We start from the raw sequence: 833 nt of genomic DNA on the forward strand, positions 1-833 counted from the left end.
GAAAGGAGCCTAAGCGGTTGATCCCAGCGGCAAAACTGGAAATGCTTTGAATCTGGTTGGCCACAATGGAGAGGGCGCTCAACACCTGGCTGAAGGCAATGGTGGCTTGGGTAATGGTGCCGAAATCTCGCACGCCGCTGAAGTAAAGGGGGGCGACGATGACATAGGGCACAATGCGGGTGAAATAGTTGTAGGCGTATTGGAAAATATCGATGATGGCCTGCCAGATGATCAGCAAGTTAAAATTGCGCAAGGCCGCACCAAAGCGATGCAAAATTTGCCTGAGTTCTTGATCCTCTCCCTGGTAAAAGGCGATGGACTCGGCATTATCCCGCACATGCACCAAGCTGTAGCGAAAATCGGCTTCGTAGCGCAGTTGATCGAAGTTAATTTTGATCAGCTTGCGACCAGCCAAAATGGCGATGGCGGTACCAATGGTGGCATAGACCACCAGCCCCAACGCCAACGGACGAGAAATGCCATAGAGAATGCCGGTGAAGGCGTAGAGGGTGAGAATCGAGTCAAGAATGTCCAACAGGAAGGAGAGGGTGGTGCCGGTAAAGGAGCGAACATCCTCGGAAATGCGCTGGTCGGGGTTGTCGATTTCGGTGTTGGCGGCGTTGGAATCCAGCTCGTAGTAAGCCCGCTGATTGAAGTAGCGATCCAGAAAATGATCGGTCAGCCATTCTCGCCAAAACAGCCCTAGCTTGAGGCGAGTGTAGCGGTAGATCACCAAAATCGGAATGGCTGAGATAATCAGCACTCCATAAATAATCAAAAACTGCCAGAAAGTGGGCTCTTCTTTTTGCTGCAGAGCTGTGTCGATAAACCGA

At 51.5% G+C, this 833-nt stretch carries 1 protein-coding gene; it reads right to left on the reverse strand.

Features of this window, described 5'->3' with window-relative positions; all coding sequences use genetic code 11:
- On the reverse strand, positions 1–833 hold an 833-nt coding region (locus NW856_RS05220), incomplete at both ends, for an ABC transporter ATP-binding protein/permease (RefSeq protein WP_414399416.1).

The sequence above is a fragment of the Synechococcus sp. R3-13 genome (assembly GCF_047462195.1).
Taxonomy (GTDB): Bacteria; Cyanobacteriota; Cyanobacteriia; order Thermostichales; family Thermostichaceae; genus Thermostichus.